Annotated in this window: 18 protein-coding genes and 4 pseudogenes; 11 read left to right on the top strand and 11 right to left on the bottom strand. The window is 66.6% G+C overall.

All coding sequences use genetic code 11. The annotated features are described in order from the left end of the window. Window position 1: 1 nt before the first annotated feature. The 3 genes and pseudogenes from AC1VNH_RS06850 to AC1VNH_RS06840 form a co-directional block, all read right to left on the bottom strand. Window positions 2-1291, bottom strand: coding sequence for a tetratricopeptide repeat protein (locus tag AC1VNH_RS06850; RefSeq protein WP_483110525.1), 1290 nt, complete (start codon window positions 1289-1291; stop codon window positions 2-4). Continuing rightward, window positions 1288-1683: a hypothetical protein gene (locus AC1VNH_RS06845; RefSeq protein WP_483112704.1), complete on the bottom strand. Its 396-nt coding sequence runs from the start codon at window positions 1681-1683 to the stop codon at window positions 1288-1290. Before AC1VNH_RS06845 ends, AC1VNH_RS06850 begins: the two co-directional genes overlap by 4 nt. Before the next feature lie 12 nt (window positions 1684-1695). Then, window positions 1696-1961: pseudogene (locus AC1VNH_RS06840) on the bottom strand (AAA family ATPase); the annotation flags it as partial. Window positions 1962-2103: 142 nt separating this feature from the next. Here AC1VNH_RS06840 and AC1VNH_RS06835 point away from each other — a divergent pair. Then, the gene (locus tag AC1VNH_RS06835) at window positions 2104-2334 is read left to right on the top strand and encodes a hypothetical protein (RefSeq protein WP_483112744.1); all 231 of its coding nucleotides are present in this window, start codon (window positions 2104-2106) and stop codon (window positions 2332-2334) included. Between the two features lie 53 nt (window positions 2335-2387). On the opposite strand, the pseudogene AC1VNH_RS06830 reads toward AC1VNH_RS06835, so the two are convergent. Next, window positions 2388-2684, bottom strand: a pseudogene (locus AC1VNH_RS06830) (hypothetical protein); the annotation flags it as partial. Here AC1VNH_RS06830 and AC1VNH_RS06825 point away from each other — a divergent pair. Both AC1VNH_RS06825 and mqo read left to right on the top strand, forming a co-directional pair. Next, window positions 2683-3752: pseudogene (locus AC1VNH_RS06825) on the top strand (aspartate-semialdehyde dehydrogenase). The pseudogenes AC1VNH_RS06830 and AC1VNH_RS06825 sit on opposite strands and share 2 nt — an antisense overlap. 89 nt (window positions 3753-3841) lie before the next feature. Next, window positions 3842-5299: a malate dehydrogenase (quinone) gene (gene mqo, locus AC1VNH_RS06820; protein ID WP_483110523.1), complete on the top strand. Its 1458-nt coding sequence runs from the start codon at window positions 3842-3844 to the stop codon at window positions 5297-5299. 12 nt (window positions 5300-5311) lie between these two features. Here the strand turns inward: mqo and AC1VNH_RS06815 are convergent, their stop codons facing one another. Continuing rightward, on the bottom strand, window positions 5312-5728 hold the full coding sequence (locus AC1VNH_RS06815) for a YciI family protein (RefSeq protein ID WP_483110521.1): 417 nt from the start codon (window positions 5726-5728) through the stop codon (window positions 5312-5314). Window positions 5729-5819: 91 nt separating this feature from the next. Here AC1VNH_RS06815 and AC1VNH_RS06810 point away from each other — a divergent pair, with 91 nt between their 5' ends. Next, on the top strand, window positions 5820-6434 hold the full coding sequence (locus tag AC1VNH_RS06810; protein ID WP_460737761.1) for a thymidine kinase: 615 nt from the start codon (window positions 5820-5822) through the stop codon (window positions 6432-6434). On the opposite strand, the gene AC1VNH_RS06805 is transcribed toward AC1VNH_RS06810, so the two are convergent. The 3 genes from AC1VNH_RS06805 to AC1VNH_RS06795 form a co-directional block, all read right to left on the bottom strand. Beyond that, the gene (locus AC1VNH_RS06805) at window positions 6427-7272 is read right to left on the bottom strand and encodes a DUF1295 domain-containing protein (protein ID WP_483110519.1); all 846 of its coding nucleotides are present in this window, start codon (window positions 7270-7272) and stop codon (window positions 6427-6429) included. The genes AC1VNH_RS06810 and AC1VNH_RS06805 overlap by 8 nt on opposite strands. 39 nt (window positions 7273-7311) lie before the next feature. Then, entirely contained in the window at window positions 7312-8079 is a 768-nt protein-coding gene (locus AC1VNH_RS06800) for an HAD-IIB family hydrolase (protein WP_483110517.1), read from the bottom strand. Window positions 8080-8590: 511 nt separating this feature from the next. After that, window positions 8591-9556: a zinc-binding dehydrogenase gene (locus AC1VNH_RS06795; protein ID WP_483110515.1), complete on the bottom strand. Its 966-nt coding sequence runs from the start codon at window positions 9554-9556 to the stop codon at window positions 8591-8593. A 74-nt stretch (window positions 9557-9630) separates the two neighbouring features. Here AC1VNH_RS06795 and AC1VNH_RS06790 point away from each other — a divergent pair, with 74 nt between their 5' ends. Next, window positions 9631-10071 (top strand): MarR family winged helix-turn-helix transcriptional regulator, encoded by a 441-nt coding sequence (locus tag AC1VNH_RS06790; RefSeq protein WP_483110513.1) that lies wholly within the window; start codon window positions 9631-9633, stop codon window positions 10069-10071. Between the two features lie 61 nt (window positions 10072-10132). On the opposite strand, the gene AC1VNH_RS06785 is transcribed toward AC1VNH_RS06790, so the two are convergent. After that, complete coding sequence (locus tag AC1VNH_RS06785; RefSeq protein ID WP_483110511.1) at window positions 10133-11206, bottom strand: Ldh family oxidoreductase; 1074 nt, start codon at window positions 11204-11206, stop codon at window positions 10133-10135. A gap of 94 nt (window positions 11207-11300) precedes the next feature. Between AC1VNH_RS06785 and AC1VNH_RS06780 the strand changes: the two genes are divergently transcribed. Then, a complete protein-coding gene (locus AC1VNH_RS06780) occupies window positions 11301-11624 on the top strand; it encodes a putative quinol monooxygenase (RefSeq protein WP_483110509.1) in 324 nt (107 codons plus the stop codon). On the opposite strand, the gene AC1VNH_RS06775 is transcribed toward AC1VNH_RS06780, so the two are convergent. Continuing rightward, window positions 11617-12318, bottom strand: a complete 702-nt coding sequence (locus AC1VNH_RS06775) for a GntR family transcriptional regulator (protein ID WP_483110507.1) — start codon at window positions 12316-12318, stop codon at window positions 11617-11619. The genes AC1VNH_RS06780 and AC1VNH_RS06775 overlap by 8 nt on opposite strands. A gap of 94 nt (window positions 12319-12412) precedes the next feature. On the opposite strand from AC1VNH_RS06775, the gene AC1VNH_RS06770 reads away from it, so the two are divergent. The 4 genes and pseudogenes from AC1VNH_RS06770 to AC1VNH_RS06755 all read left to right on the top strand — a co-directional run bounded on the left by AC1VNH_RS06770 (window position 12413) and on the right by AC1VNH_RS06755 (window position 15974). Beyond that, the gene (locus AC1VNH_RS06770; RefSeq protein WP_483110505.1) at window positions 12413-13840 is read left to right on the top strand and encodes a CitMHS family transporter; all 1428 of its coding nucleotides are present in this window, start codon (window positions 12413-12415) and stop codon (window positions 13838-13840) included. Between the two features lie 19 nt (window positions 13841-13859). Further along, window positions 13860-14579: pseudogene (locus AC1VNH_RS06765) on the top strand (aldehyde dehydrogenase family protein); the annotation flags it as partial. A gap of 85 nt (window positions 14580-14664) precedes the next feature. Further along, complete coding sequence (locus tag AC1VNH_RS06760; RefSeq protein WP_483110503.1) at window positions 14665-15234, top strand: aldehyde dehydrogenase family protein; 570 nt, start codon at window positions 14665-14667, stop codon at window positions 15232-15234. Between the two features lie 101 nt (window positions 15235-15335). Further along, on the top strand, window positions 15336-15974 hold the full coding sequence (locus tag AC1VNH_RS06755) for a cupin domain-containing protein (RefSeq protein WP_483110501.1): 639 nt from the start codon (window positions 15336-15338) through the stop codon (window positions 15972-15974). Between the two features lie 40 nt (window positions 15975-16014). Here the strand turns inward: AC1VNH_RS06755 and AC1VNH_RS06750 are convergent, their stop codons facing one another. After that, window positions 16015-16596 carry a TetR/AcrR family transcriptional regulator gene (locus tag AC1VNH_RS06750; RefSeq protein ID WP_483110499.1) on the bottom strand — a complete coding sequence of 194 codons (582 nt, stop codon included), beginning with the start codon at window positions 16594-16596 and terminating at the stop codon, window positions 16015-16017. Window positions 16597-16678: 82 nt separating this feature from the next. Between AC1VNH_RS06750 and AC1VNH_RS06745 the strand changes: the two genes are divergently transcribed. After that, window positions 16679-17722 carry an NAD(P)-dependent alcohol dehydrogenase gene (locus AC1VNH_RS06745; RefSeq protein WP_483110498.1) on the top strand — a complete coding sequence of 348 codons (1044 nt, stop codon included), beginning with the start codon at window positions 16679-16681 and terminating at the stop codon, window positions 17720-17722. Window positions 17723-18187: the final 465 nt, after the last annotated feature.

Genomic DNA, 18187 nt, shown 5'->3' with positions numbered 1-18187 from the left:
CTTACGCCCGTTGCGACGACGGCGCCTGGCGCCGTCGGTCCGGCAGCCGGTTCCAGAACGGCTCCGGCAGCCGCTGTCCCGACAGCCCCCACGCGATGATGTAGAGCACCGCCCCCGCCAGGAACAGTGCGAGCAGCACGACGCCGACCACAGCGCCCGGTGCCAGTGCGAGATAGAGCAGCGGCGCGAGCGCGCGGCCACGGCGGTAGGTCACTCTCGCCACGAGCGCGAGGGCCGCCACGAGGACCGCTGCCGTGTACGCGCTCAGGGCGCCTCCCAGCACGATGATCGTGCCCGCCGGATCGCCCGCGAGCGCGCCCATCAGGATGCCGATGCCGCTCAGCACGAGGGCTCCTGCGAGGTAGATCGAGGAGAAGAGCACGATCGGCCCCTCGGTCAGTCGCGAGCGCACGATCGGCTCGAACAGCGAGCCCAGCCGTCGGCGCAGGCGGCTCGTCCACAGCGCGAGAAGTCCCAACGACGCCACCCACACGCAGATCTGCGCCACGACGCCGGCGACGGCGGGAGTGGTGGTCTCGATGCGCCAGCCAAACAGGCCCGCTCCGAGCGCGCAGAGCGCGAGGATCAGGGCGCTCGCGACCGCGATGATCGCCAGCGGCGGCACGAGCAGGCGCGTGCTCGCCATCTCGAACGCCGCCTCCGTGTCGGTGTCCTGCGGCGACTCGCCCAGCATCCGGGCGAGCTGGATCGCTGCATCCGCGTCATCCGATCCGCGGTTGAGGGCGGGCCAGAGGCGCCGGCCCCACGGATGCGTCGGATCGATCGCCAATGCCGCGCGCACGTGCGTCTCGGCCTCTCGGCGTCGCCCCGCGCGCACGAGGGCGTCGGCCAGCTGCGCGTGGAGGTCGGGGTCATCGGGTTGCTGGCGCAGCGCCGCCTCGAGCGCCTCGATCGCGTCGTTCGCCCGACCACATCCGAGCATGACCTCGGCGTACACCGAGAGCGCCCAGGGAGTCTCGCCGGACAGTCGCCGCACGGCGTCGGCGCCCTCCGCGGCGTCATCCCAGCGGTGCAGGTCCAGCGCTGTGAGCGCCGCCAGACGCCAGGCCCAGGACTCGTCCGGGTAGAGGGCCACGGCCTGACGGGCGAGGTCGTCCGCCTCGTCGACCCGCTGGAGCAGCCGCAGGCACTCGGCGCTGATCCGCAGGGCCGGCGCCGATTCCGGCTGCTGGGCGAGCTCGCGCCCCGCCTCGCGGAGCGCCTGATCGTGACGGCCGAGGTCGAGGAGCGTCTGCGCGCGCGCCAGCGCCGTGTCGGACGCCTCGCTCATCGCCGCCCGCTCTGACGCAGATACTCGCGTAGCTGGGCGAACGTTCCGTCGTCCTCCCCGAAACGGACCACGTTGCGTGCCGACTCGAGCCAGGGCCCCGTGGACGGCGTGATCTGCGCGACGCTCTGCCGGAGGTCTGACATCCCGATCAGGCGCGGCACACCGCTCCTACTGCTCTCCAGCAGCGCGTTCTCGCTCGCCAGCTCGCAGACGTAGGCCAGATCGGCGCCGCTGAAGCCCTCGGTGCCGGCGGCGAGGGAGGCGAGGTCGACGCCCTCGACAGGGCGCCCCGCGAGGTGGTGTCGCAGGATCGCCTGGCGCGCCTCGGCGTCCGGCGGCAGGACGAGCAGCGTGCGGTCGAGCCTGCCCGGGCGGCGAAGCGCCGGGTCCACATCCCACGGCTGGTTGGTCGCGGCGAGCACGAACACGCCTTCGTTGTCGTTTCCGAGACCGTCCAGCTCTTCCAGGAGCGAGACGACGACCCCGCGCATCCCGCTCTGGCGGGCGAGAGATCGGCGCTGTCCGATCGCATCGATTTCGTCGATGAAGAGCACGGTGGGCGCCTGCCTGCGGGCGAGCCGGAACAGCTCCGCACGTTGCGCTCGCTGTCGCCCATGAACTGACCGAGGATGTCGCTGAGCCCGACGCTCACGAACGCGGCGCCGAGCTCGCCGGCCACGGCGCGGGCCAGGAACGTCTTTCCGCAGCCCGGTGGGCCGTACATCAGAAGCCCGCCGCGCAGGCTCTTGCCGTACAGGGCGCGCAGTTCGGGGTTGCGCAGCGGGGCCAGGAAGGCGGACTCGAGGCGCTCCTTGACCTCCCGCATCCCCCCGACGTCGGACAGCGTCACCGTCGGCCGCTGCACGTCGTGCTCGTCGAATGCGGGTGCGCCGTCGCCGACGAACATCGGCTGGGCGATGTGGTCGAGCTCGGCCTCCGCCGCCGACCAGTCGAATCCGGTGCCGCTCGTCGTCGGGATCCGGGCCTGCGAGTCGGATGCGGCGGACACCGGCGCGGTCGCCTCGGGAGCTGCAGGGGTCTGAAGGATGCGGGCGAGCATCTCGCGCGCGCGTGCGTTGCCCGGATCGGCGGCGAGAACCGTGCTCGCCTCGGCCAGCGCGCGCTCGGTGTGCCCCCGATCCAGCAGCACCGTCGCCAGGTGCAGCCGCAGCTCCGCGTCCGCGGGCGCCGCCGCGACCGCACGTGCGAGAGCGTCGATGACCGGATCCTCCACGGCATCCCCTTCCGTCCCTCGCCATTGTCTGCCACGGTGCGCCGTCACGCAGCGCTTTCCCCAGGGATTCTTAGCCCCTGCCGCACGGTAGAATCGGGCAACCCTGCGCCCGTCTCCGTTCGATGCGGCGCGCCCCGCGACCTCCCGAGGAACAGACATGACCCGCATCTCCGAATCCGGACTCTCCGTCGCCGTCGTCGGCGCCACCGGTCAGGTCGGCACCGTCATGCGGGAGATTCTCGCGGAACGCTCCTTCCCGATCGGCGAGCTGCGCCTGTTCTCCACGGCGCGCTCGGCCGGCACCGCCGTCGAGTTCGGTGGTCAGACGGTCATCGTCGAGGACGTCGCCACGGCCGACCCCGCCGGCATCGACATCGCCCTCTTCTCCGCGGGCGCCACCGGCAGCCGTGCGCACGCGCCGCGGTTCGCCGCGGCTGGCGCCGTCGTCATCGACAACTCGAGCGCCTGGCGCAACGACCCCGAGGTCCCGCTCGTGGTCAGCGAGGTCAACCCGCACGCGATCGACGAGCGCCCCAAGGGCATCATCGCCAACCCGAACTGCACCACGATGGCCGCCATGCCCGTGCTGAAGGTCCTCGACGCCGAGGCAGGCCTCGAGCGGCTCATCGTCAGCACGTATCAGGCCGTGTCCGGGTCGGGGCTGGCCGGCGCCCAGGAGCTGCTCGGACAGGTCGAGGGCGTCCTCGCCCAGGGCGACACCCTGCGTCTCGTGCACGACGGGTCGGCGGTCGACTTCCCGCAGCCGGAGAAGTACATCGCGCCCATCGCGTTCGACGTGATCCCTTTCGCCGGCAACCTGGTCGACGACGGTGACAACGAGACCGACGAGGAGAAGAAGCTCCGCAACGAGAGCCGCAAGATCCTGAGCTGCCCGAGCTGCGGGTCGCGGGCACCTGCGTGCGCGTCCCCGTCTTCACGGGGCACTCGTTGTCGATCAACGTCGAGTTCGCTCGTGACATCACCCCCGAGCGTGCCCGCGAGCTGCTCGCCGCAGCCCCCGGCGTCGCGCTGGAGGAGGTCCCCACGCCGCTGCAGGCCGCAGGCAGCGACCCCAGCTACGTCGGTCGTATCCGGCGCGACCAGTCGGCGCCCGAGGGCAAGGGTCTCGTGCTGTTCATCAGCAACGACAACCTCCGCAAGGGTGCCGCGCTCAACGCGGTGCAGATCGCCGAGATCGTCGCCGCCCGCCTGGGCGTCACCGCCTGAGTCGCCCCTGCGGCAAGAACCGCGAAAGTTCCCGCGCGCGGCCCCTCCCACTGGCGGAGGGGCCGCGCGCGCCGCTCTAGACTTGTCGGGTGACAGGAAACGTCGACGTCCTCCTGATCGGTGGCGGCATCATGAGCGCCACACTCGGGACTTTTTTGCAGCAGCTCCAGCCGGACTGGAAGATCGCGGTGTTCGAGCGCCTGGGCGAGGTCGCCCAGGAGAGCTCCAACGCGTGGAACAACGCCGGAACCGGACATGCCGCCCTGTGCGAGCTGAACTACATGCCCGCCGCCCCCGACGGCTCGGTCGATCCCGCCAAGGCCGTGGCGATCAACGAGCAGTTCCAGCAGAGTCGGCAGTTCTGGTCGACGCTCGTCGAGCGCGGTGTTCTCGCCGCGCCGGAGACCTTCATCAACCGCACGCCGCACATGACGTTCGTGCGGGGTGAGAAGGATGTGGCCTACCTCAAGCGCCGGTACGAGTCGTTGAAGCAGCAGCCGCTGTTCGAGGGAATCGAGTACAGCGAGGACTCCCGCGTCATCAATCAGTGGGCACCTCTGCTGATGCAGCAGCGTCGCAAGGGCGAGCCGTTCGCCGCGACGCGGGTGCCCAGCGGCACCGACGTCGACTTCGGTTCGCTCACGCGTCAGCTGCTGGATTCGATGCAGCGGGGCGGCGCCGAGGTCCTCACGGGCCGCGAGGTGCGTTCCCTCAAGCGGCAGAAGGACGGCTCGTGGCAGGTCGGTTACCGTCACACGGTGGGCCGGACTCCGGGGCGCATCAACGCGCGCTTCGTGTTCATCGGCGCGGGCGGTTGGGCGATCAAGCTGCTGCAGCGCTCGCGCATCCCCGAGGCGAAGGGCTACGGCGTCTTCCCCATCGGCGGACAGTGGCTGAAGACCAGCAACCCCGCCCTCGTCGCGCAGCACAAGGCGAAGGTCTACTCGCAGGCATCCGTCGGAGCACCGCCCATGTCGGTGCCGCACCTGGACACCCGTGTCGTCGACGGTGAGACCTCGCTGCTGTTCGGTCCGTTCGCGACCTTCAGCCCGAAGTTCCTCAAGAACGGCTCGCCCTGGGACATCGTCACCCAGGTACGCCTCTCGAACCTCGGCAGCATGCTGACAGCCGGCGCCACCAACCTCAACCTGGTCAAGTACCTGGTCAGCGAGCTGCTGAAGACGCACAAGAAGAAGGTCGACAGCCTCCGGGAGTTCATGCCGTCGGCCGACGGCGCGGACTGGGAGCTTCTGAACGCCGGTCAGCGCGCTCAGGTCATGAAGGGCGGCAAGCTGCAGTTCGGCACCGAGGTCGTCGCCTCGGCCGACGGCTCGATCGCGGGTCTGCTGGGCGCCTCCCCGGGTGCGTCCACGGCCGTGTCGATCATGCTGGGCCTGCTGAAGTCCTGCTTCCCCGACCGCATCGACGAGTGGGAGCCGCAGCTGCGGGAGCTCATCCCCAGCTACGGCACGACGCTGAACCCTGATCCCGCCGCGGCCGAGGCCTCCCTCGCGGCGACGGCCGAGGAGCTGCACCTCACGGTCTGAGCTGCGCTGCTCTCAGCCCCGGTCGCCGCGCCACTCCTTCTCCTTCTGCACGTACTCGTTGTCGGAGTAGTCGGCGAAGTCGGTCTCGTCGGTGATCCGGCGCACCTCGATCTTGTTGCCGCTGCCCAACGGTGCGCGCGTGGCCCACTCGACCGCCTCCGCCTGCGTGGCGACCTCGATGATCCAGAAGCCGTTGAACAGTGCGTGGGGCTCTCCGTAGGGCCCCTCGCTGATGCGGGGATCGTCATCGGTGAACTCGACCACGACGCCCTGCGCCGCATCCGTCAGGCCGTCACCGCCCGCGAGGACACCGGCGTCGATCATCGACTCGTTGTAGGCGCCCATCGCGTTGATGATCGCCTCGAAGTCCAGGTCCTGCGACGGTGGCACCGCCCCGCTGTCTCGCATGATGAGCATGTACTTGGACATCGGTCCCTCTTCCGTCGGCGGATGCGGTGGCCCGCTCTCCGGCATCGAGCGACGCGGAGGAGGGGATCCGTCGGCAGCCTAGACTCTCTAGGTGGCCAAGCTCTACTTCCGCTACGGGGCGATGAACTCCGGCAAGTCGACCGCCCTGCTGCAGGCCGCGTACAACTACGAGGAACGCGGACAGCATGTCCTGCTGGCCAAGCCCGAGATCGACACGAAGGGCGCAGACCGCATCTCGAGCCGGCTCGGCGTCTCGCGCGGAGTCGACTTCCTCATCCGACCCGACGATGATCTGCGTGAACTGTTCGCGACGCACCGCGCGCGGGTACGCGAGCGGGACGGCGTGGATGTGGCGTGTCTGCTGATCGACGAGGCGCAGTTCCTGACGCCCGCCCAGGTCGACGATCTGCTGCGCATCGTGGTGCTGGACGGCGTGCCGATCCTCGCCTACGGCATCCGCACCGACTTCCAGACGCAGGCGTTCCCCGGCTCACGCCGCCTCATGGAGCTCGCCCACAGCCTGGAGGAGCTCAAGACGATCTGCCGCTGCGGTCGCAAGGCCCTCTTCAACGCGCGGCTGGTCGGAGGCCGCTTCGTCTTCGAGGGCGACCAGGTCGCGATCGACGAGCTCAGCCACGAGAAGGTGACGTACGAGTCGATGTGCGCGCAGTGCTACCTGACCGCATCCGGCGGACGCCTCAGCTGAGCGCCTCGGCGCTCCGGCGGCTGCGCGGCGGCCACGGCACCAACATCGAGGTCGTTCGGCGGTACTCGGCGTAGGCGGGGTACTTTCCGGCGGAGATCGATTCGGTGAACACCGTCGAGCCGATGAACAGCAATGTCAGCAGGATCGGCCCCGCGATCGTCACGTTGATCGCTCCGCCGAGGATGCCGGCTCCGGCGCTCAGCGCTGCATTGGCGCCGATCAGGTACAGCACCCACCACTGCGCCTGTTCGAAGAAGAAGTTGGGGTGGCGGCTGTAGCGGAAGAGTCCCGTGGTCACGAAGCCGGGCGCGAGCTCGCCGCCCGCCGCGGCCTTCGCCCGATGGAAGTTCCACTGCTGCTGGTCGGCGAGCCACTCGCCGGCGAGGAAAGCGAGGAACAGCAGCGCCCACACCGCATCCCAGCCGTTCAACGGCGTCGCATTCAGTAGTGCGGCCGCCGCGGGCAGGGTGATCAGCACGAGCAGCGCGTTCTGGTACAGCACGATGAAGAAGAGGTTGAAGACCTGGAACTGCCAGGGCCGCATCCGGGCGCGCAGGATCGCCCAGCGATAGTCCTCCATGCCGCTGTAGCCGCCCTTGCGGGCGAAGTTGAAGGTGAGCCGGGCTCCCCAGAGCGTCACGAGCACGGCCATCAGGACGAGCCGTGCGGCGTCGATACCACCCGCGATCGCGACGCCCGCGAAGATCCAGACGTACGCGACCGGCACGATCGACCAGATCCGGTCGACCCACGAGGTGTCCTTCGTGATCAGCGAGAGGACCCAGCACAGCGCGCAGACCGCGCCGGCGAGCACGATGACCATCCCCAGAGCGCCCATGACGTCACCGTAGCGCTCGCACCGCGGCGCGGGGAAGGGTCAGCGGGTGGGGAGTGTGGGGATGAGGGTGTCGAGGTAGTCGGCGGTGTCTTGCCATCCGTGGACGGCGTGGCAGGTGACTCCGAGGGCGAGGACGGGGTAGTCGTTGCCGTCGGGGTCGAGGCGGTCGCCGATGAAGAGCATGTCGTCGAGGCTGATGCCGGTGTGTTCGGCGAGGCGCTGCATGCCGTAGGCCTTGTCGATGCCGCGGTGGGTGATGTCGACGCTGGTGGATCCGCCGGAGCGGACTTCGAGGTCGGGGATGCGGGCGGCGACCGCTTCGCGGAGGGTGTTCTTCTTCTCCCCGGTGGGATCCCACGCGGTCTTCGCGTCGAGGGGTGCGGATTGGCCGAGGGCGGAGAAGGTGATCTGCGAGCCGCGGTCTTCGAGGATGGGGCCCCAGGTCTGCTCTGCCCAGAGTCCGAGGCGTTTGGCTTCTTCTTCGACGGCGGCAAGGGCGCGGGTCTTCTCGTCGTCGGTGAGGCTGTGGGCGTAGACGGTGGTGATGCCTGCGGGGGTGAGGCGGTAGTACTGGGTGCCGCACGTGGGCAGCAGGTGCATCCGGTCGAGGACGTCGTCGGTGGTCTCGGGCAGCTGCTCGACGACCTGCGCACGGAACTGCGCGAGCTGGCCGCCGGAGATGATCGCGACCTCGACGCGGGAGGCCAGAGCGAGCAGCAGGTCCGCGATCCGCGGGTCGACCGCGCTCTTGGACGGGGCGAGCGTGTCGTCAAGATCGAACGCAACGAGCTTCGGCGGCTGAGTCATGACGGCTCTCCAGCGGGTGTCGGGTTCTGCCGGCGGCGCGGCGGAAGGATCTGAGCGCGGCGGCGCGGCTTCTCCCATCCTATCGGGGCGCGCCGCATCCGCCGTGCGCCCGCCGGCCCTCGCCGCGCGAACGCCCCTCACACCGGTCACACCCCTCACCCTCCACCGCGAGACTGCACTTTGAGCACGAGATCACGGTCATTACCCGTGATCTCGTGACGAAGATGCAGTTTCGCGGGAGCCCAGGTGGAGCCGGCGTGGAAGGGGCCGGGCGGGGATGTACATGAGAATGCTCTGGCAAGTCGTTCGTAGTAGGCGTCCGCTCGCGCGAGTGCGCAAGGTACCTATCGTCGACCGGGTGTCGGCGAGCCGAACGCGCGATGTATGAAGCGAGTTGATCATCTGCGCCGAAACTGGCTCTCTCCGACTCATGAGCCACGTGTTGCGACTGAGGAGGTGTCCGACCCAAAGTGGAGGTCGTCGCAGACGAGCTGTGACGGTGAGGGTAGGGCTAGAGGATGACCACGGTGCGCACTCCGGGTTCGTCTTTCGCCGTCCAGGCGGTCTCGATGTCGGAGAGGGGGATGGTGCGTGTGCTGATCTGGATGCGGCCGTCGCTGATCGCCTCTGCGAGGGAGGGGAGTTCGGAGAGGTACTCGCGGGCGCCGATGGATCCTTGGCCGCTGCCGATCAGGCGGAGGTGGGCGGAGCGCAGAGCGGCCGACGGCAGCTGGATGCTGGGGCCTGCGACCGAACCGATCTCGATCCAGTCGATGGGATGTGATCGGTCGCTGCGTGCGGTGAGCAGGGCCGGGAGAGCGCTTTCGGTGGGTGCGCCCCACAGGTAGTCGAGGACGATGTCGACGTCGGCGGCGGAGGCGGCCAGCGCGGCGGCGTCCGCATCCGGATCGTCGGACAGGGCGACGAGCGCGTCCGCTCCGACCGAGGTCAGTTGTGCGAGGCGGAGCGGGTCGCGGCCAGCGCCGATGACCGTTCCGGCGCCGAGGAGCTTTGCTATCTGGACGGCCATCGCGCCGGCGTTGCCGGTCGCGCCGAGCACGAGGACCGACGCCCCCTGCGGAAGGCTCGCGCGGCGGCGCAGTGCGACCCAGGACGACATGGCGGGGTTCATCGCCGCAGCGATGCGAATCGGATCCGCGTCGTGCGCGAGCGTGATGATTCGGCGAGTGTCGACGATCGTTCTCGTCGCCATCGATCCGATCTGGTCGTCATCGAGCGCGAAGTAGACCAGGGAGCCGTCGGTTCGGCGGCCGACTCCGTCGATGCCGGGGATGAGGGGGAGTCTCCCCGTGCTCGTGTAGTGGGCGCCGCTCGCGCCCGACCGTACGCAGGGATGAAGCCCCGCGGCGAGCACCTCGACGATCTCTTCGGTGTCAGTGGGCGTGGGGAGAGCGGACTGCTCGTAGCGCGGCGGTCGAGCGAAATCCGTGACGACTGCAGCCTTGATGGTCGACATGATCCGTCTCCTAACTAGTTCGTGTCACGTACCAATATAGTACGTGACGCGAACCATGTCGATAGGATCAGAGGATGACGATGGATATCTCGCCGGCGGACGCCTTGGCACAGCTGTCCTTCCTGGTCAACGCCCGCGTGGAGCGGCGTGCCCGCGCGCGGGGCATGTCCGTTGTTCAAGGCCGGATGCTCGGCATCCTTCGTGATCGAACCCCGCTGATCAGCGAGCTGGGGGCGCGACTCGGACTCGACAAGTCGAGTGCCAGTGGACTGGTCGACCGGGCCGTGAAACGCGAACTCATCGAGCGCGTGCCGTCGACCGAGGACCTGCGCGCCGTGCACGTGCGTCTCACCCCGGCAGGGCGCCGTCTGATCGCTGAGCTGGAAGCGGAGTTCGACGACGACATCGCCGCACTCCTCACGCCGCTCTGCGCCGACGACCAGGAGGTGCTCACCGAGCTCGCGGGCCGAATCATCGCGGCCCAGGCAGCCGCAGCGGGCATCGACCAGTCCTAGCGACGAGTGCGGCCGTTTCGTCTCTTACGCCTCGCCAGTGAAGAGTCGCTCCGAAGCCTGGCTACAGTGAGAAGTCCACGCCTTGTTCCCCTGCGATCTTTCGAAGGTCCGTCATTGTCTGCGCCGGAAGTCGTAGCCCGCCGTCCTGCCTGACTCGAGCCGCGGATCGGTCCTCGAGCTCGCCCGGGTAGTAGATCTCTTCCGAGTCCAAAGCGAGGGGGGTGGACTTCACTTCATCGACCAACTGCTTGACGCGTTCCGCGTACCCGTCTGGGTCACCTGTCGCTTGCACATCGATCGCCAGGAACAGATGGCCCGCGCCGCTGCGCTTGTCTGCTTCGTAAGGGCCGTGCACGCTGGCGCCGACAGCACTGCCCGTGAGTGCCCCTGACAGCACATCCATCATGAACGTAATGGCGTACCCCTTGTGTCCGGCCATCGGGAGAATGACGCCGTGCACTGCCTCGGCGGCGTCCGTGGTTCGTCCGCCCCCGGACGTGAGTGCCCATGTGTCGGGGATTGGCTCACCCTTCTGGCGCGCGAGGTAGATCTTGCCGCGCGCGACCGCTGTATTGGCGATGTCGACGGCAACGACCTTGTCTCCGTAGGGCGCGGCGATTGACCACGGGTTGGTCCCGAGCATTTTCTTCCGGCCACCCCACGGGGCCATCGCCGGCGAGGCGTTTGTAGTGAGGATGGCTGCGCAGCCGTCAGACGCTGCGCGGCGGGTGAAGTACATTGCGGTGCCGAAATGGTTCGAGTTGCGAACCCCAACCGCCCCGATGCCGTACTCTCGAGCGCGGCGCACCGCTTCGACGCGCGCGCGCTCAGTCAGCACCTGCCCGATCCCGTCATTGCCGTCAAGGATCGCGAGAGCGCCAGAGTCCATGGCCATGGTGGGTTCGGTAACAGACTTCATTGCTCCGGTGCGCAGCCGTTCCAAGTACCACGGCAGGCGAAGAACGCCGTGGGACTGGTGACCCCATTCGTCCGCGGCGACGAGACTGTCCGCGACCAGGGCGGCGTCGTCAGCGGGTACGCCCTGCGAGATGAGGATCTGCGATGAAAGCTGGCGGAGAGATGCCGGGGAGACCAGCTCGCGTGTTGCTGTCTCAGTGGAAGGCTGAGCGGCCATTGGTCTGCCCGTCCGATCTGTTAGTGAACCTCAGTACACCTACAGGTATACACTAATCCCAACACTCGAGCATCAGGACCCCCGAGGAGACGTCATGCATTCAGTGTGGGTAGAGGTCCGGGTTGTTCCCGGCAAGCGCGAGGAGTTCCTTAACGCCATTCGAGCCAACGCTGCCGCATCGTTGGCGGATGAGCCTGGATGCTACTTCTTCGACGTGATTGAACTCGAGGCCGCGGAGTTGCGGTACGCGTTCTATGAGATCTACCGAGACCGCGAGGCCTTCACCGTCGAACATCGTGGTGCCGCGCACTACGGCACATGGAAGCAAGCTGTCGTTGAGACGATCGTCCCCGGAAGTCAGACCATCACAGAAGGCAGTCGGCTCTTCGGGTCGTCCGCAGAAGTGCCGATCAAGTAATCAGCAGCTCGCCCGCCTCGCCAGTGATCAGCTGCTGGAAAATGGCCTGGTCGACATGATTGAGGTGGGCCGTCATTGCCGCGGCGGCCGCATCGCCATTCCCATCGACGATCGCATGGCACATGTCCACGTGCTCTTCGACTGACTCTTGAAGCCTTGACACGTCGCCATGAGCGATGTGGCGCAATCGAGCGCTGTGGGGGCGCAGGTCAACGATGGATCGTCCCAGGTACTCATTGGGTGTGTTGGCGGCGATGAGTCGATCGAACTCCGCGGCCGCATCGCGAAAGCGTTCGGCGAACTCTGTCGAGTACGGGACTCCGCGGATTGCCGCGAACGAGTCGAGGACCTGAAGAAAAGACTCGCGCAGCGAGGCGTTGTCCGCGGCCTTCTGTGCGACCATGCGGATCGCGAGGGGCTCGAGGATGCGGCGAAAGTCGAACAGGGCGCGTGCGCTGCGCAGCGAGATGCGCGACACGGTTGGCGCGCGCCGGGGCGCTAGGTCGACGAGCCCCTCTGCGGCGAGTCGACGGATTGCTTCGCGGACGGGCGTACGGGAAGCACCGGTGTACGCAACCAGCTCAATCTCCGAGAGGGTCTGGCCGGGAGCAAGGACACCCGTCTCTATATCGGTGCGCAGCTGCGCGTATGCCCGCTCGGCCTTCCCGCGCCACGCTCTGTCGACGGTGCTCATGACATCATCCTAGTTGGCAATCAGGTATACCTGCGTGTATAACTGTTTCCACGCATGGTGCCTGCTCGGTGCCCGACCTCACAAAGGAGCAACGATGCTCGTGATTCTTGGCTTCCTGATGATCGCCGTCTTCATGTATTTGGTGATGGCGAAGAAGGCCACTCCGGTGGCGACTCTGATCCTCGTTCCGATCATCTTCGGGCTGTTCGCCGGCGCGGGGCTCGGCCTGAGTGACATGATCGTCGAGTCGTTTCTGAAGCTCGCTCCGACGGCAGGGTTGCTGTTCTTTGCGATCATCTTCTTCGGCACGATGATCGACGTAGGTCTCTTCGACCCGCTCATCAGACTCATCCTCAGATTCGTGGGTAACCATCCAACTCGTCTCGTGGTCGGGACGGCGCTACTCACCTCGATCGTCTCGCTCGACGGGGACGGGTCGACGACGTTCATCATCGTGACCTCGGCGTTCCTGCCGATCTACCTGCGCCTGGGGATGAGCCCGGTCATCCTCACCGTCGTGGCAGCCATGTCGAACGGGGTGCTGAACACGGTTCCGTGGGGTGGCTCGACTGCGCGGGCAGCGGCGGCACTCAATGTTTCACCCATTGACATCTTCGTGCCGATGATTCCATCGATCGCCGCGGGGCTCCTCTCTGTCTTGGTGATCGCGTACTTCCTCGGCCGGCGCGAGACTCGTCGGATTGGCAAGCTCGAGCTCACTGAGTCGCCTGGTTTCCTCGTGAGGAAGGCCGATATTGTCGGCGCGCAGCTGAAGCACTCTGCCAGCCACTTGCGTGAGCACCGTGCCGACGCCGGCGAAACGTGGGACTCGTCCGTTGTGGTCACGAACAACTTCGCGGTTCCTGTCGCGGATGACGGTCAGCACCTGCTCGAGCGCCCGAATGCGCGGCCCCGCCTCATCTGGTTCAACCTGGTTCTCGCGCTTTCCGTGATGACGATCCTCGTCATGGACGTCACAGAGCCGGTCGTGATCTTCATGGTCGCCGCGGCTATCGCTCTTGTCGTCAATTTCCCGCGTGTGCAGGAGCAGTCCGCCCAGCTCAAGGCTCACGCGTCGTCTGTCATCTCCGTCGTCGGCATGGTGTTCGCTGCATCGGTGCTCACCGGTGTCATGAGCGGCACGGGGATGGTCGAAGCGATGGCGGCATGGCTGGTCAGCATCATCCCGCCGGCGCTGGGGCCGTTCATGGCTACCATCGCGGGCGTTCTGAGCATCCCGCTGACATTCATCATGACGAACGATGCGTTCTACTTCGGGGTACTGCCCATCCTCGCCGAGACCGCGACCCACTTTGGAATCGAGCCTGTCGAGATGGCTCGCGCGTCGCTGGTTGGTCAGGCGCTTCACCAGTCCAGCCCGCTCGTCGCGTCGTTCCTTCTCCTCATCGGCCTCGCAAATGTCAACCTCGGAGAGCACTTCAAGAAGGTCATCTGGCGCGGTGCGATTGTCGCTGTCGTGATGCTCGCCGTCGGCGGACTGTTCGCTTACCCCCTGTTCTGATCCACCGAAAGGCATCGTCGTGATCTCCTCCATCAATCCCGCAACCGAAGAGACGGTCGCTACCTTCACCGCGCACACCGCTGAGGAGGTCGAGCGGAAGCTGGCGGCCGCGGACGCGGCTCAGCGCGCTTGGCGTTTCACCCCCATTGAAGAACGCGTCACGCTCCTGCGTCGCATCGCGGACGTTCTCCGTGAGGGCAAGGAAGTGTACGCGCGGACGATCACGATTGAGATGGGCAAGCCCATCGTCGAGGCCCGCGCCGAGATCGAGAAGTGCGCCGTGACGCTCGAGTACTACGCCGAGAACGCCCCGCGTTTCCTGGCAAACGAGCGCATCTCGTCTTCCGCGACGGACAGCGGCGTCGTCTTCGAGCCGCTCGGTATCGTGCTCGCGATCATGCCGTGGAACTACCCGTTCTGGCAGTTCTTCCGTTTTGCCGCGCCAGCTCTGGCTGCAGGAAACGCTCCGCTGCTCAAGCACGCGAACAATGTTCCGCAGTCCGCGCTCGCAGTCGAAGAGATTGTCCGTAGAGCGGGGGCGCCTGACGGACTGTGCACCACGCTCCTCATCGAATCAGACCGTGTCGCGGCGCTGATCGAGGACGATCGGGTGGCTGCGGTCACTCTGACTGGCTCCACTCAGGTCGGCCGGATCGTTGCGAGCCAGGCAGGTAAGGCGCTCAAGAAGCAGGTGCTGGAGCTCGGTGGTTCCGACCCCTTCATCGTTCTCGCTGACGCCGACGTCGAAGCAGCCGCGAAGGTCGCCGTGAAGGCCCGCTTCACCAATGTGGGACAGCAGCTGCGTAAACGCAAAACGATTCATCGTGGAGGATGCGATCGCCGACCGGTTCGTCGACGCGTTCGTCGCTGGTGTAGAAGCTCTGAAACTCGGCGACCCGCTCGAAGACGGCGTCGACATCGGCCCGATGGCGCGGGGGAATCTGCGCGACGAACTGCACGAGCAAGTCCAGCGCACCTTGCAGAACGAGAAGACTACTCTCCGCACTGGTGGAGCCCCCGTCGATGGGCCCGGATACTGGTACCAGCCGACAGTCATCGACAATGTCGAGCCGGGAGATGTCGCGTTCGACGAGGAGACCTTCGGGCCTGTTGCCGCGATCATTCGGGCCCGGAATGCCGAGCATGCCGTCGAACTCGCGAATGACACAGAGTACGGTCTTGGAGCCGCCTTGTGGACCGCGGACCTCAGCCGAGCCCGTGCGATCACGCGACGCATTGATGCGGGTGCGGTGTTCGTCAATGGGATGGTCGCGTCGGACGCTCGCCTGCCCTTCGGCGGCATCAAAGCCTCCGGGTACGGGCGTGAGCTCGGCGACTATGGCCTGCGGGAGTTCGTGAACGTCAAGACCTACTGGATCGGGGCCACGCAGTGACGAACGAACACCCAGAGATCACTTCCCAACGCGCACACGTCTTTCGCCCCGACGAGCTTCCGTCGAAGAAACGTGGCGGAGGGGCGAGAACAATCCCGTTGGTGACCGCCGCGCGCGGTGCCACCACCTACCTCAACGGGATAACGCTCTTCGAAGCGGGCGCCCAGATCGCTCACCACACGCACAATGTCGCGGAGTCGGTCATGGTCATCGCGGGCGACGCGATCGTGGACATCAATGGCCAACGGACGCGGCTTCGCACCTACGACACCACCTTCGTGCCCGCCAACATTCCGCATCACTTCGAGAACGTGTCCGATACCGAAGAGATGCGGATCTTCTGGACCTATGGTTCGCTGGACTCGACCCGCACCATTGTCGAGACGGGCGAGTACGGTCGCGTGGACAGCGAGTCCTCCGAAGCCGCCGCCTCGCTCCGCCTCGTCCGTGAGGTCGCAACGATCACAGTTCATGCTGGACACGAGGAAGCCTTCGAGGCGGCAGTCACTCGGGCGATCCCTCTTTTCCAGCGGGCGCATGGCGCCCGCTCGCTAACACTCGATGTGTCAGAGGAAAAGCCGCAGACCTACAGGTTGAACGTCGTATGGGAGAGTGTGGACGACCACATGGTGACCTTCCGCAAGTCCGATGCGTTCCCGATTTGGCGCGCTCTGATCGCGGACCACGTTGACGGCGCCCCTCAGGTAGAACACCTGCGGAACGTCGTGACTGGCTTCTGACCCTGCGAAGCCGGTGAGCGGCGACGCCTCGGGCGTGTTGCTAGAGGGCGGGGTCAACGCGGAGACCGTTGAGGTGGATGCTCAGGAAGCGCTGCCACTGGCCGCTGCTTTCGCTGGCAGGGTCAGTGATGATCCCGCGTAGTGCGACGATGAGGGTTTTGATGTCTTCCGCGGTGACGGTAGAGGCAAGTGCCCCTGCGGACACTGCGCGAGCTGTAAGCTCGCGAACCTTTTCGGCGGTTCTCGCAGCGACGTCGCCGCTGGGTACACGGTCGACGAGGGCGGCGGCGTAGCGGTGTTTTTCAGCGTTGAACTCGCCGACGAATCGGAGAAACTCCTCGAGGGCGGCGGCAGGATCGGGGTTCTGTAGCGCTGTGGCGGCGGCGTCGTCGAGTTCGTCGACGAGCAGCCGCGAGATCGCGTCGAGGAGGGCGTCTTTGCCTGCGAAGCGCCGGTAGATCGTTCCCACGCCGAGGCCCGCCCTCGACGCAATAGATTCCATACTCGCCCCTGTGCCCTGCTCGGAAAAAACCTCTCGGGCTGCGGCGAGAACGAGCGCGTCGTTGCGTACGGCGTCGCGACGAGGTGCGCGGGCGACGGAGGTGGTCGGGGTCGGGGGCATACACCCATCATAACAAAACGGAAGAGAGATTCACTTTAGGGTGTATGGTGAATGAACATTCCGTTTTGGAGAGGATGCTCCCATGAGCGCCACCACCGGTTGGCAGAGCACTGGCCAGGGCAGTAATGCGATGAGTCGAGTCGTGATAGAGCGGCGCGAGCTGCGTTCGGACGACGTTGAGGTCCGTATCGACTACTGCGGGGTGTGTCACAGCGACCTGCATCGCATCCACGGGATGCTCGGCGAGAGTGACCTCGTCCCGGGCCACGAGTTCACCGGGGTCGTCACAGCGATCGGTGCTGACGTCACCCGTTTGGCTGTGGGTGATGCGGTCGCCGTGGGCACGATCATCGACTCGTGCGGCGAGTGCTCCATGTGTCAGATCGGGCAGGAGAACTTCTGCCTGAAGGGCGCGACGACCACCTATGGTGGCAGGGAGAATCTCAAGGGCGGTTACAGCCGCGCTTACGTCCTGAAGGAGAAGTTCGCCTTTCTCCTCCCGGAAGGCCTCGACCCGGTGTCGGCGGGTCCGCTGATGTGCGCAGGTGTCTCGGTGTGGGAGCCGATGGTCGCCGCCGGCGTCGGCCCGGGGACACGGATGGCGGTGGCGGGCCTGGGTGGGCTCGGTCACCTCGCCGTCAAGCTCGGTGTCACCCTCGGTGCGGAGGTCACGGTCCTCAGTCGCACTGCGGACAAGGCCGCGGACGCCATCGCCCTGGGCGCGAAAGGCCTGATCGTGACGACCGATGGCGTATCCATGGTGCAGGCGATGGGGCGGTTCGATTTCATCATCGACACGATCGCCGCTGACCACGACCTCTCTCCACTGCTGCGCCTGCTCTGGGTCGATGGCACCCTCTGCGTGCTCGGCAACCCACTGATGACCGGCCCTCGCCTGCTCGAGCTCGGCTACGGCCGCAAGAGACTGACCTCTTCCGGTACCGGTGGCATCCCGCAGACCGCGCAGCTGCTCCAGTTCTGCGCCGACCACGACATCGCCGCTCAGGTGGAGGTCCTGCCCTCGGCGCAGGTGGAGAACGCCCTAGACCGCCTCGCGGTCGGTGACGTTCGCTACCGGTTCGTCCTGGACATGTCCGACCTCGACCAGGCACCTGCGAGCGCCTGAGTTACCCGCATCGCCGACACAGGTCGGGATCCCGCGAAAGGCGCCGACCGGCGCGTTCCGCTCCGCGACATGAGGCGACGCCGCGGTCGCGTAACCGGCCGGGGTCCGTCGGCTCACCTAAGGAGTCCGTGCCACGCATCAAGAGTCACTCACGCGCCGTGTTGCTTCTTGCGCACTCGCCCAAACCCCACCGGAAGCCACGGTTTCGTAGACGAAACCGTGGCTTCTCAGTTCTGGACTCTCCTGGAGTCCCCAAAATCACGGCATACCGCGGTGTGCTGGAGACGGGTGGTATACGAACCGGGTTTTCTGTGCTAACTTCCTCGTGCGGAGCGTTTTGCTCGGCGAGCACGACGGATTGTTACTGCGACAGCAGGCAAAACCTGAACTCTCATCGCTGTTTGGCGATGTCGGAGTTCAGGTTTTTTTGTTGCCCGAAACCGTCCTGAGGGTTCACAGGTCCAT

Source organism: Microbacterium sp. KU4F, from assembly GCF_056868075.1.
This window is presented reverse-complemented; position numbering and strand designations above follow the sequence as displayed.

What these genes read in the sequence shown, in the direction of transcription:
- AC1VNH_RS06805 (WP_483110519.1), bottom strand. Translation starts at nt 7,272, where the DNA reads ATGGGCGCTCTGGGGATGGTCATCGTGCTCGCCGGCGCGGTCTGCGCG.
- AC1VNH_RS06750 (WP_483110499.1), bottom strand. Translation starts at nt 16,596, where the DNA reads ATGCCCCCGACCCCGACCACCTCCGTCGCCCGCGCACCTCGTCGCGAC.
- AC1VNH_RS06790 (WP_483110513.1), top strand. Translation starts at nt 9,631, where the DNA reads ATGACGATGGATATCTCGCCGGCGGACGCCTTGGCACAGCTGTCCTTC.
- AC1VNH_RS06780 (WP_483110509.1), top strand. Translation starts at nt 11,301, where the DNA reads ATGCATTCAGTGTGGGTAGAGGTCCGGGTTGTTCCCGGCAAGCGCGAG.
- AC1VNH_RS06850 (WP_483110525.1), bottom strand. Translation starts at nt 1,291, where the DNA reads ATGAGCGAGGCGTCCGACACGGCGCTGGCGCGCGCGCAGACGCTCCTC.
- AC1VNH_RS06785 (WP_483110511.1), bottom strand. Translation starts at nt 11,206, where the DNA reads ATGGCCGCTCAGCCTTCCACTGAGACAGCAACACGCGAGCTGGTCTCC.
- AC1VNH_RS06770 (WP_483110505.1), top strand. Translation starts at nt 12,413, where the DNA reads ATGCTCGTGATTCTTGGCTTCCTGATGATCGCCGTCTTCATGTATTTG.
- AC1VNH_RS06795 (WP_483110515.1), bottom strand. Translation starts at nt 9,556, where the DNA reads ATGTCGACCATCAAGGCTGCAGTCGTCACGGATTTCGCTCGACCGCCG.
- AC1VNH_RS06815 (WP_483110521.1), bottom strand. Translation starts at nt 5,728, where the DNA reads ATGTCCAAGTACATGCTCATCATGCGAGACAGCGGGGCGGTGCCACCG.
- AC1VNH_RS06775 (WP_483110507.1), bottom strand. Translation starts at nt 12,318, where the DNA reads ATGAGCACCGTCGACAGAGCGTGGCGCGGGAAGGCCGAGCGGGCATAC.
- AC1VNH_RS06800 (WP_483110517.1), bottom strand. Translation starts at nt 8,079, where the DNA reads ATGACTCAGCCGCCGAAGCTCGTTGCGTTCGATCTTGACGACACGCTC.
- AC1VNH_RS06745 (WP_483110498.1), top strand. Translation starts at nt 16,679, where the DNA reads ATGAGCGCCACCACCGGTTGGCAGAGCACTGGCCAGGGCAGTAATGCG.